Source organism: Streptomyces sp. NPDC006624, from assembly GCF_040611555.1.
In the GTDB taxonomy this organism is placed as follows: Bacteria; Actinomycetota; Actinomycetes; order Streptomycetales; family Streptomycetaceae; genus Streptomyces.
Genome location: NZ_JBEXOM010000013.1, coordinates 1 through 10910 on the forward strand (window position 1 = coordinate 1; position 10910 = coordinate 10910).

A 10910-nucleotide genomic window follows, 5' to 3' on the forward strand; every position below is an offset into this window, starting at 1 on the left:
CGCGTGGCGGGCACCTCGCGGGCCCGGGCGCGCAGCGCCTCCTGCGCGGCGTGCCGGTCCTGGCCCGCGAACAGCGCCCGGGACAGGGCCAGGGCGGTGCGCCGCTCGGGGGCCGAGAGGTAGCGGTTGCGGCTGGACAGCGCCAGGCCGTCCTCCTCGCGGACGGTGGGGACGCCGACGATCTCCACGCCGAAGTTCAGGTCCCGCACCATGCGGCGGATCAGCGCGAGCTGCTGGGCGTCCTTCTGGCCGTACAGGGCGGCGTCGGGGCGGGTCAGGTGCAGCAGCTTGGCGACGACCGTGAGCATGCCGTCGAAGTGGCCGGGGCGGGAGGCGCCCTCCAGACGCTCGCCCATGGGGCCCGCGGTGACGCGCACCTGGGGCTCGCCGCCCGGGTAGACCTCGTCGACGGACGGGGCGAACACGACGTCCGCGCCGGACCGCCCGGCGAGCTCGACGTCGGCGTCCAGGGTGCGCGGGTAGCGGTCGAGGTCCTCGCCCGCGCCGAACTGCAGCGGGTTGACGAAGACCGTGACGACGACCTCGCCGTCGGGGCCGGCGATGCGGCGGGCGGTGCGGACGAGTGTGGCGTGGCCCTCGTGCAGGGCGCCCATGGTCATCACCACGGCACGGCGGCCCGTACGCGCGCGTGCGTGCAGCTCACCGGCGGTGCGCAGCAGGCTGACGGTCATCGGGCCTCCCCTTCGGTGCCGTCGGTCCGGTCGGCGAGTACCCCGAGGAGGTCCTCGGCGAGCTCCGCCTTCAGCAGGCCGTGCGCCAGGGCCCGGTCGGCGGTGGCGCGGGCCATCGCCAGGTACCCGGCGACGGTCTGCGGGGCGTGCCGGCGCAGCTCGGTGACGTGCGCGGCGACGGTGCCCGCGTCGCCGCGCGCGACCGGGCCGGTCAGGGCCGCGTCGCCGGAGCGCAGGGCGTTGTCCAGGGCCGCGCCGAGCAGCGGGCCGAGCATCCGGTCGGGGGCGGCGACCCCGGCGGCGTTCAGCAGCTCCATGGACTGGGCGACCAGCGTGACCAGGTGGTTGGCGCCCAGGGCGAGGGCCGCGTGGTAGAGCGGGCGGTTCTCCTCGGCGATCCACTCCGGCTCGCCGCCCATCTCGATGACCAGGGCCTCGGCGGCCAGGCGCAGCTCCTCGGGGGCGGTGACGCCGAAGGAGCAGCCGGCCAGGCGCTGGACGTCCACGGGCGTGCCCGTGAAGGTCATCGCCGGGTGCAGCGCGAGCGGCAGGGCGCCCGCGCGCAGGGCCGGGTCCAGCACCCGCGCCCCGTACCGCCCGGAGGTGTGGACGAGCAGCTGTCCCGGCCGGACGGAACCGGTGTCGGCCAGGCCCGCGACCAGCTCGGGCAGGGCGTCGTCCGGAACGGTCAGCAGCACCAGCTCGGACCGCCGCAGGACCTCGGCGGGCGGCATCACCGGCACGTCGGGCAGCAGCTGGGCGGCGCGGCGCCGCGAGGTGTCGGAGACCGCGGAGACGGCGACCGGGCGGTGCCCGGCGAGCTGGAGGGACGCCGCCAGGGCGGGTCCGACTCGGCCGGCGCCGACGACGCCGACGGTGAGCCGCGCGGGGCGGTCCTTGGGGTCTGGCTGTGGGGTTGTGTTCACTCGACGGCGGCCTTCCCGTTCCAGTCCGCTCCGGGTACCGGACGATTTCTCGTCATGTTAACGCGATCGGTTCGAGGGGCGTTCGGTCGTCCACAGGGTGTGCATGCCCACTCACGGCCCACCGCAGGGGCGTCACTCAGCCGGAATTGCGCGTGCCGCGCCGCACGCGCGCGGGGGAGGATCCGGGCATGACTGACACGGCGGAACGCGATGAGCGGGTGGCGGACGAGGACCGGAGCGCGACGCTGCGGGCGCGGCGGCTGGCCGCCCACCGCGGCGCACGGCGGGTGCTCGCGCGCTTCGGCTTCCACCGCACGCTCCGGGAGCGCCTGGCGGTGCTTCAGGAGGCGGAGAGCCACTACGACCTGGACGAGCTGAGCGACGTGTACGGCGACGGCGTCGTCGCCGCCCTGGAGGCGAGGGTCGCCGGGCTGCTCGGCACCGAGGCCGCCGCGTTCTTCCCGACGGGCACGATGGCCCAGCAGGTGGCGCTGCGCTGCTGGGCGGGCCGCAACGGCAACCCGACCGTCGCCCTGCACGGACTGAGCCACCCCGAGGTGCACGAGCGCAACGCGTTCAGCGAGGTCGGCGGTCTGCGCCCGGTGCGCCTGACGAGCCGGCCGCGGCTGCCCACGGCCGCCGAGGTGCGCGACTTCGAGGAGCCCTTCGGGGCGCTGATGCTCGAACTTCCCCTGCGGGACGCCGGTTTCGTGCTGCCCTCCTGGGAGGAGCTCACCGAGGTCGTCGCGGCCGCGCGGGAGCGGGACGCGGTGGTGCACTTCGACGGGGCCCGGCTGTGGGAGTCCACCGTGCACCTCGGCCGCTCCCTGGAGGAGATCGCGGGCCTGGCCGACAGCGTCTACGTGTCGTTCTACAAGTCCCTCGAGGGCTTCGGCGGCGCGGCCCTCGCCGGTCCCGGGGAACTGGTGGAGGAGGCGAAGGCCTGGCGCCACCGCTACGGCGGGCAGGTCTTCCAGCAGTTCCCGACGGCCCTGTCGGCGCTGGTGGGACTGGAGCGGGAGCTGCCCCGGCTGCCGGAGTACGTCGCCCACGCGCGCGTGGTGGCCGCGGCGCTGCGCGAGGGCCTGGCCGCGGCCGGGGTGCCGTGGGCGCGCGTGCACCCGGAGGTGCCGCACACCCACGACTTCCAGGTCTGGCTGCCGTACGAGGCGGACGTCCTCGCCGAGGCGGCGGTACGGACGGCCGAGGAGACGGGCGTCGTGCTGTTCGGCGGCGCCTGGACCCGGAGCGGCCCCGGCCTGGCGACCACGGAGGTGCACGTACGGGCCGCCGGGCTTGAGTGGACCGCCGAGGACGTGAAGGCGGCGGTGGCGGACTTCACGGCACGGCTGCCCGACCGGGCCGGGTAGCCGGGCGGGGGTGGGCAGGGGGCCGAGTGGCCCGGGGGGCCGCGGACCGGCCGGGCGGCCGACCGGCGTGCCGGGCGGGTCCGCCGACCGGCCGGGCGGCCACCGGGGTGCCGGATACAGACGTGGGGGCGGTGGGCGGCCGGGGCCGCACGGAACTGCTGTTCGTCGCCCCACCCGCGCACGGCCTGCCGGTCGTGCCTGCCCGGGGCGGGCGGGGCGGGCTCGCCGGGGGAGCGGCGCGGTCGGTGGCGAGGAGGGACCGCCGCGTGATGCTCAGGAGGACGCCTCCGCGGGACGCGGGACGCGGGAACGCCGGACGGAGGCCCGAAGGCTCCGCGGCTGCCCCGGTGCTCCCGCCGTGCGACGGGCGCGGGCGGGACGAGCGTCAGCCGGGCGGCCCGGGCGTGGCGTTGATTGACGAGGCCCGTCAATCCACGGAGGCGTTGTCGGTGGCGGGGTGCACCATGAGGTCATGGGCGTGCACATCGACATCGCTGGGTTGCGGCCGGAGAGGGTCGCCGTCGTCCCGTCCCCGCTGGCCGAGTTGGGCATGGCGCTGCACGCGCTGTCCGAACCGGGGCATCACCCGGGCCTGCAGGCCTGGGTGACGGGCGTGACCGCCCGGCTCGACCCGCATCTGGCCGACCGGATGTGTGAGGCGGACTTCCTGTGGCGGACGACGTTCTCGGACCTGTTCATGCCCTGGGCGGGCATCCCGGGCCGCAGCGCGCTGCCGGGCGCCACGCTCGCCGAGGAGCTGGACCAGCTCGACAAGCTGTCCGACGAGCAGTTCGTGAACGCGGCCCTGGAGTTCACCTGCGGCGCGGGGCACGGCGAGGGCGGGCCCACCGCGCTGACCGACCCGGAGGTGCGCCGCCGCGCCCTCGACCTGGCCGCCGCCCGCGGACCCCGGCAGTCGCTGTTCAGCGAGCGGCTGCTGGCGGACCCGCCGTCGATCCGGGCCTGGCTGCGGCAGTTCCTCCAGGACTGCGACGAGGCGTTCTTCGCGGAGGTGTGGTCCCGGCTGCGCCACCAGCTCGCGGCGGACGCGCGGCACAAGACGGACCTGCTGCGCCACAAGGGCCTGGCCGAGGCGCTGAACGCGGTCTCCCCTGCGGTCACGCTCGACGAGGCGGCCGCCCGGATCACCGTCGACAAGCTGGGCGAGGACCGCACGGCCACGGGCGACGGCGGCCTGCTGCTGGTCCCGACGAGCCTGGGCTGGCCGCATCTGATGGTCCTGCACCAGCACGGCTGGCAGCCGGTGCTGCACTACCCGGTCGGCTCCCCCGAGCTCACCGCCCCGCAGACGCTGGAGCGGCTGGCCCTGCGCCTGACCGCGCTGTCCCACCCGGTGCGGATGCGCATGTGCCGCTACCTGGCCCGCAGCGCGTACACCACCAGCGAGCTGGTGCAGGTGCTCGGCATGACGGCCCCGGAGATATCCCGGCATCTGACGGTGCTGCGCAAAGCGGGCCTGATCACCACCCGCCGCCGCGGGCGGTACGTGCTCAACCAGCTGGACGTGACCGTGGTGGCGCGGCTGGGCAGCGAGTTCCTGGAGGGCATCCTGCGGTGAGCGCGCCGCGCGGCGGGCATCCTGTGGCGAGCGCGGCGGGCATCCTGCGTGAGCGCGCCGCGCGGCGGTCTCAGCCGTGCCCGCCGGCCCGCACCAGCCCCGTCTCGTAGGCCAGCACCACGACCTGCACCCGGTCCCGGAGGCCCAGCTTGGTCAGGATGCGGCCCACGTGCGTCTTCACGGTGGCCTCCGACAGCACCAGCCGGGCCGCGATCTCGCCGTTGGACAGCCCCTGCGCGACCAGCACCATGACCTCGCGCTCGCGCTCGGTGAGCCGCTCCAGCTCCTTGTGCCGGGGCTGCTGCGCGCCGCCCGGCAGCATCGGCGCGAAGCGGTCCAGGAGCCGCCGGGTGGTGGAGGGCGCGACGACCGCGTCCCCGCTGTGCACGGCGCGGATCGCGGCGAGCAGCTCGCCGGGCGGCACGTCCTTGAGCATGAAGCCGGAGGCGCCCGCCTTCAGCCCGGAGAAGGCGTACTCGTCGAGGTCGAAGGTGGTCAGGATGAGCACCTTCGGCGGGTCGGTGTCCGCGCAGATCCGGCGGGTCGTCTCCACGCCGTCGAGCTTGGGCATGCGGACGTCCATCAGCACCACGTCCACCTCGGTCGTGCGCAGCTCCTGGAGGGCCTCGACGCCGTCGCCCGCCTCCGCGACGACCTCCATGTCCGGCTGGGCGTCCAGCACCATCCGGAACCCGGTGCGCAGCAGCACCTGGTCGTCGACGAGCATCACGCGGATCGTCATCGAAGCCTCTTCCGTTGTCTTGTTCTCAGGGGGCGAAGGGGGGTGAAGGGGGCGTACGGGGTCGTGACAGGTGTCAGCGAGGGGCGTGCGGCGTCGTCAGTGCGCCGGTTTGAGCGGCAGCAGGGCGCTGATGCGGAATCCTCCGCCGGGGCGCGGGCCCGCGTCCAGGGTGCCGCCGACCATGCCGACGCGCTCGCGCATGCCGATCAGCCCGTGGCCCTGGCCGTCCAGGCCGCCCTCCTCGTACAGCTCGTGCGGCGCGCCCTTGCCGTCGTCCTCGACGAGCAGGCCCAGGCCGTCGTCGAAGTAGACCAGGCGCACGCTGGCGCCGGCGTCGGGCCCGCCGTGCTTGCGGGTGTTGGTGAGCGCCTCCTGCACGATGCGGTAGGCGGTGAGCTCCACGCCGCTGGGCAGTGGGCGCGGGGTGCCCTCGACCTTGAAGTCGACGGGCAGTCCGGAGCCGCGGCACTGCTCCACGAGGTCCTCGATCTGCTCCACGTCGGGCTGCGGCACGTACTCGCCGGCCTCCTGGTGCTCCCCGGTGCGCAGCACGCCGAGCAGGCGGCGCATCTCGGCGAGGGCCTGGCGGCCGGTGGAGGAGATGGTCTCCAGGGCCTTCTTCGCCTGGTCGGGGGCGGCGTCCAGGACGTAGGCGGCGCCGTCGGCCTGAACCACCATCACCGACACGTTGTGCGCGACGACGTCGTGCAACTCCCGCGCGATGCGGGCGCGTTCGGCGGCGACGGCGACCTTGGACTGGGCCTCGCGCTCCCTCTCCAGACGGGCGGCCCGCTCCTCCAGCTGCGCGAAGTAGGCGCGGCGCGTGCGGATGGAGTCGCCGAGCACCCAGGCGAGGGCGAAGGGCACGGTCATGAAGACCGTCAGGGCGACGTTGCCCGCGAGGTTCGTCTGGTCACTGGGCCAGCGCAGATAGGCCACGGGGGCGGCGCACAGGCCGGCGCCCAGCGCGAAACGGGAGGCCCAGCGCGCGCCCTCCGCCGCGACCGTGTAGACGATCACCAGCATGGCGAAGTCGGCGGGGCCCAGTCTGACGTCGGTGATCAGCTGGGCCACGCCGGCCGCGGCGGCCAGCAGCAGCATCCTCTCCGGCATCCGGCGCCGCAGCGCGACGACCAGGCACAGCATCAGCGTGATCGGCACGGCGGCGGCCGGGGAGCCGTAGCCGCCCGCCACTCCGCCCACCAGGGAGATCCCGAGGAGAACGACGGCCCAGGTGCCGTCGACCCACATCGGGTGCCTGCGGAGGAAGTCATAGAGGCGCTGCACGTAACCCAGCGTAGGGAAGCGGAATAGGTGCAGGGGTCAACCGGAGGGCCGATCCGCGTCGCTCGCTCGTACTCCCCAAGGTGGAGTTGCGGTCGTTGTGTGCGCTTAGCCTGGGCCGGTGGCAGCGGGAGCGAAGGACGAGTGGCGCGAGTGGCGCGGGTGGCGTGCGGCGGCGCAGGACGCGCTCTACGCGCCGGGGGGCTTCTACCGGCGGGCCGAGGGGCCGGCCGCGCACTTCCGTACGTCCGTGCACGCCTCCGCGCTGTTCGCCGGGGCGGTGGCACGGCTGCTGTGCCGGGTCGACGAGGAGCTGGGGCGGCCCCCGGTGCTGGACTTCGTCGACATGGCCGCCGGGCGGGGCGAACTGGCCCGCGGGGTGCTCGCTGCGCTGCCCGGCGAGGTGGCGGGCCGCACGCGCGTGCACGCCGTCGAGGTCGCCGGCCGGCCCGCCGGCCTCGATCAACGGATCGAGTGGCTGGCCGCGCCCCCGGAGGGGACGACCGGGCTGCTGTTCGCCAACGAGTGGCTGGACAACGTGCCCGTGGAGGTGGCGCAGGTGGACCCGGCGGGGGTGGTGCGGCGGGTGCTGGTCCGGCGGGACGGGTCGGAGCGGCTCGGGGAGCCGGTCGGGCCGGCGGAGGCGCGGTGGCTGGAGCGCTGGTGGCCGCTGACCGGCGAGGAGGGGCTGCGGGCCGAGATCGGGCTGCCCAGGGACGAGGCCTGGGCCGCGGCGGTCGGGACGCTCGGCCGGGGGCTGGCCGTCGCCGCGGACTACGCGCACACGGCGGACGCCCGGCCGCCGTTCGGGACGCTCACCGGCTTCCGGGAGGGGCGCGGGACCCGGCCCGTGCCGGACGGCTCCTGCGACCTCACGGCCCACGTGGCGCTGGACGCGTGCACGCTGCCCGGCGGGCGGGTGCTCCCGCAGCGCACGGCACTGCGCGCCCTCGGCGTGACCGGCGCACGCCCCCCGCTCACGCTGGCGTCCACCGACCCCGCGGCGTACGTACGCGCCCTCGCGAGCGCCGGTGAGGCCGCCGAGCTGACGGCACCGGGCGGGCTGGGCGACTTCGGGTGGCTGGTGCAGCCGGTCGGCATCCCGGACCCGTTCGGCCCGCCCGGGAACTGAGCCCTCCGCCGCCGGCGGCCCTGCCGCGGTCCTACTTGTCGATGTCCCCCACCACGAAGAACATCGACCCCAGGATCGCGACCATGTCGGCGACCAGCGTGCCCGGCAGCAGTTCGGTCAGCGCCTGGATGTTGTTGTACGACGCGGAGCGCAGCTTCAGCCGGTACGGCGTCTTCTCGCCCTTGCTGACCAGGTAGTAGCCGTTGATGCCCAGGGGGTTCTCGGTCCAGGCGTAGGTGTGGCCCTCGGGTGCCTTGAGGACCTTCGGGAGCCGCTGGTTGACCGGCCCGGGCGGCAGCTCGGCGAGGCGGTCGAGGCAGGCGTCGGCCAGGTCCAGGGCGTTGTGCGTCTGCTCCAGCAGGCACTCGAAGCGGGCGAGGCAGTCGCCCTCCTGCCGGGTCACGACCTTCAGGACGTCGCCCAGCTCCCCGTAGGCGAGGTACGGCTCGTCGCGGCGCAGGTCGAGGTCGACGCCCGAGGCGCGCCCGATCGGGCCGCTGACCCCGTAGGCGTGCACGGCCTGAGGGCTGAGGACGCCGACGCCGCGGGTCCTGCCCCGGAAGATCTCGTTGCCCAGCACCAGGTCGTCGAAGCGGTCCATCCGGGAGCGCACGTCGGCCACGGCGGTGCGCGCGCGGGCGGTCCAGCCGGCCGGCAGGTCCTCCTTGAGGCCGCCGACGCGGTTGAACATGTAGTGCATCCGCCCGCCGGAGACCTCCTCCATGACGTGCTGGAGCTCCTCGCGCTCCCGGAAGGCGTAGAAGATCGGGGTGATCCCGCCCAGCTCCAGCGGGTAGGAGCCGAGGAACATCAGGTGGTTGAGCACCCGGTTCAGCTCGGCGAGCAGCGTGCGCAGCCACACCGCGCGCTCGGGGACCTCCATGCCGAGCATCCGCTCCACGGCGAGGACCACGCCGAGCTCGTTGGAGAACGCCGACAGCCAGTCGTGGCGGTTGGCCAGCATGATGATCTGGCGGTAGTCGCGCGCCTCGAACAGCTTCTCCGCGCCGCGGTGCATATAGCCGATCACCGGCTCCGCGTGCGTGATGCGCTCGCCGTCCAGCACCAGCTTCAGCCGCAGCACGCCGTGCGTGGACGGGTGCTGGGGCCCGATGTTGAGCACCATGTCGGTGCTCTCCGCGGCGCCGCCGATTCCGACCATGGTCTCCGTCGTAGGAGTCATGGACACAGTCTCTCCTACGTACGCTGGGCGCATGGAGACGGGGAGCCCGCAGGACACGGGGCCGGACGAGGCACAGGGCGCGGCGCGGGCGGCGGAGGGCGAGCCGGTGTGGACCGCGCTGCCGCCCGGGCTGCTGAAGATGCGGCGGTTGCTTCTGGTGGTGTGGCTGGGGCTGATGACGCTGGCCGCCGGGCTGGTGCCGGGGCTGCTGGCCGGGCCCGCCTGGGGCGCGCTCGCGGTGCTGCCGCTGGCGCTGATGATCTGGGGCTGGGTGATGCTCGGGCGCAACTGGCGCTCCTGGCGCTACGCCGAGCGCGCCGACGACCTGCTGATCAGCCGGGGCGTGCTGTGGCGCGAGGAGACGGTGGTGCCGTACGGGCGGATGCAGCTCGTCGAGGTCACGTCCGGGCCGGTGGAGCGGCACTTCGGGCTGGCCAGCGTGCAGCTGCACACGGCCGCAGCGGCGACCGACGCGGCCATCCCGGGCTTGGACCCGGCGGAGGCGGAACGGCTGCGCGACCGGCTCACCGAGCTGGGCGAGGCCCGATCGGCGGGACTGTGACCGCGCCCGAGACCGCCGGGAGCGAGACCGGGACCGGCACAGGCACTGGCACCAGCACCGGCACCGGCTCCGGCACCAGCACCAGCACCGGCTCCGGCACAGGCGTGACGGAGCGGCGGCTGCACCCCGTCACCCCGCTGCGGCGTGCCTGGGCACCGATCGCCGTCGTCTTCGGCTGGGCCGTGCACGACCCCGACGGGGCCCAGCGCCATCTGACGCGGCTCACGACCACCACCCTGCTGATCGGCCTGGCCGTGATCGTCCCGGCCGCCGCGCTCTACGGCTTCTGCTCCTGGTGGTTCACCCACTTCGCGGTGACGGCGAGCGAACTGCGCATCCGCACCGGGCTCGTCTTCCGGCGCACCGCGCACATCCGGCTGGAGCGGCTCCAGGCCGTGGACATCACCCAGCCGCTGCTCGCCCGGGTCGTGGGCGTCGCCAAGCTCAAACTCGATGTCATAGGCACCGACAAGAAGGACGAGCTGGCCTTCCTCGGGGCCGGCGAGGCCCGGGCGCTGCGGGCCGAACTGCTCGCCCGGGCGGCCGGTTTCGCGCCGGAGACCGCGCACGAGGTCGGTGAGGCGCCGTCCCGGCAGCTGCTGCGGGTGCCGCCCAAGGTGCTCGCCTGGGCGCTGGTGCTGTCCGGGGCGACCTGGGGGTCGCTGGCCGCGGCGCTGGTCGTGCCGCCGGTGCTGTGGCTGGTCACCCACAGCGTGTGGACGGTCCTGGCCGTCGCCCTGCCGCTGCTGGGCGCGGCGGGCGCGAGCAGCGTGGGACGGTTCGTCGCCGAGTACGACTGGACGGTGGCCGAGTCGCCCGACGGGCTGCGCATCGACCACGGCCTGCTGGACCGGGCGCACGAGACGGTGCCGCCGGGGCGGGTGCAGACCGTGCGGATCGTGGAGCCGCTGCTGTGGCGGCGGCGCGGCTGGGTGCGCGTGGAACTCGACGTGGCGGGATCGTCCAACTCGGTGCTGGTGCCGGTCGCCCCGCGCGAGATCGCCGAGGACGTCGTGACGCGGGTGCTGCCCGGGGTGACCGTCCCGGAGCACGCCGCCCTGTCGCCGTCGCCGCGCCGGGCCCGGTGGTGCGTGCCGCTGTGGTGGCGCGGCTACGGACTCGCCGTCACGGACGCGGTGTTCGCGGCCCGGTCCGGGCTGCTCAGCCGGAGCCTCGCCCTGGTCCCGCACGCGAAGGTGCAGAGCGTACGGATGACCCAGGGGCCCTGGGAGCGGGCCCGGGGCGTGGCCGACGTCCACGTGGACACGGGCGCGAACAAGGTGGTGACGGCACGGCTGCGGGACGCGGACGAGGCGCGCGAGCTGCTCGCGGCGCAGGCGGAACGATCCCGCACGGGGCGCAGGGACGCGCGGCCGGACCGCTGGATGGCATGACACGCCCGAGCCGGATGCCGTGACCCGGTCGAGCCGGATGCCCTGA

The 10910-nt window shown here is 74.9% G+C and carries 10 protein-coding genes; 5 read left to right on the top strand and 5 right to left on the bottom strand.

The genetic code is table 11. The annotated features are described in order from the left end of the window. The coding region (gene panC / locus ABZY20_RS23145; RefSeq protein WP_356443426.1) for a pantoate--beta-alanine ligase at positions 1-692 on the bottom strand (692 nt) is incomplete at its 3' end. Further along, on the bottom strand, positions 689-1618 hold the full coding sequence (locus tag ABZY20_RS23150) for a DUF2520 domain-containing protein (RefSeq protein WP_356443427.1): 930 nt from the start codon (positions 1616-1618) through the stop codon (positions 689-691). The genes ABZY20_RS23150 and panC, both read right to left, overlap by 4 nt. Before the next feature lie 188 nt (positions 1619-1806). On the opposite strand from ABZY20_RS23150, the gene ABZY20_RS23155 reads away from it, so the two are divergent. Then, complete coding sequence (locus tag ABZY20_RS23155; protein WP_356443428.1) at positions 1807-2988, top strand: beta-eliminating lyase-related protein; 1182 nt, start codon at positions 1807-1809, stop codon at positions 2986-2988. A gap of 472 nt (positions 2989-3460) precedes the next feature. Next, positions 3461-4567 carry a DUF5937 family protein gene (locus ABZY20_RS23160; RefSeq protein ID WP_356443429.1) on the top strand — a complete coding sequence of 369 codons (1107 nt, stop codon included), beginning with the start codon at positions 3461-3463 and terminating at the stop codon, positions 4565-4567. A gap of 70 nt (positions 4568-4637) precedes the next feature. Here ABZY20_RS23160 and ABZY20_RS23165 read toward each other — a convergent pair whose 3' ends face one another. After that, positions 4638-5309, bottom strand: coding sequence for a response regulator transcription factor (locus tag ABZY20_RS23165; protein WP_356443430.1), 672 nt, complete (start codon positions 5307-5309; stop codon positions 4638-4640). A gap of 96 nt (positions 5310-5405) precedes the next feature. Then, positions 5406-6596 (bottom strand): sensor histidine kinase, encoded by a 1191-nt coding sequence (locus tag ABZY20_RS23170; protein ID WP_356443431.1) that lies wholly within the window; start codon positions 6594-6596, stop codon positions 5406-5408. 118 nt (positions 6597-6714) lie between these two features. On the opposite strand from ABZY20_RS23170, the gene ABZY20_RS23175 reads away from it, so the two are divergent. Continuing rightward, positions 6715-7725, top strand: a complete 1011-nt coding sequence (locus ABZY20_RS23175) for an SAM-dependent methyltransferase (RefSeq protein ID WP_356443432.1) — start codon at positions 6715-6717, stop codon at positions 7723-7725. A 31-nt stretch (positions 7726-7756) separates the two neighbouring features. On the opposite strand, the gene ABZY20_RS23180 is transcribed toward ABZY20_RS23175, so the two are convergent. Then, positions 7757-8908: an NADH-quinone oxidoreductase subunit D gene (locus ABZY20_RS23180; protein WP_356443433.1), complete on the bottom strand. Its 1152-nt coding sequence runs from the start codon at positions 8906-8908 to the stop codon at positions 7757-7759. Positions 8909-8939: 31 nt separating this feature from the next. Here ABZY20_RS23180 and ABZY20_RS23185 point away from each other — a divergent pair, with 31 nt between their 5' ends. Next, the gene (locus ABZY20_RS23185; RefSeq protein ID WP_356443434.1) at positions 8940-9470 is read left to right on the top strand and encodes a PH domain-containing protein; all 531 of its coding nucleotides are present in this window, start codon (positions 8940-8942) and stop codon (positions 9468-9470) included. 104 nt (positions 9471-9574) lie between these two features. Then, on the top strand, positions 9575-10864 hold the full coding sequence (locus tag ABZY20_RS23190) for a PH domain-containing protein (protein WP_356443609.1): 1290 nt from the start codon (positions 9575-9577) through the stop codon (positions 10862-10864). Positions 10865-10910 lie beyond the last annotated feature (46 nt).